Origin of the sequence: Mesorhizobium sp. M1A.T.Ca.IN.004.03.1.1 (assembly GCF_003997555.1) — a bacterium.
Lineage (GTDB): Bacteria > Pseudomonadota > Alphaproteobacteria > Rhizobiales > Rhizobiaceae > Mesorhizobium.
On record NZ_RZTV01000434.1, the window covers coordinates 1 to 266 of the forward strand.

A 266-nucleotide genomic window follows, 5' to 3' on the forward strand; every position below is an offset into this window, starting at 1 on the left:
GCTCGATACGCTCGAGACCTTTGCCCGCGCCGCCCGGCTGGGATCGTTTTCGGCTGCGGCCGAGGAAAGCGGCATCACCCACGGCGCGGTGTCGCGCCAGGTCTCGCGCCTGGAGCGCTGGATGGGCGTTCGCCTGTTTGCGCGCGAAGCCCGAGGCGTGCGGCTGACGCCGGAAGGCATGCGATTTTTCGCGCGGGCGGAAGAAGCACTTACGCTGCTCGGCAATAGCGGCGAACGCTGGCTGCCTCGGCGGAACAAGGCGGTGG

At 69.2% G+C, this 266-nt stretch carries 1 protein-coding gene; it reads left to right on the forward strand.

Annotated features, from left to right (window positions below):
• On the forward strand, window positions 1-266 hold a 266-nt coding region (locus EOD29_RS32330), incomplete at both ends, for a LysR family transcriptional regulator (RefSeq protein WP_127248838.1).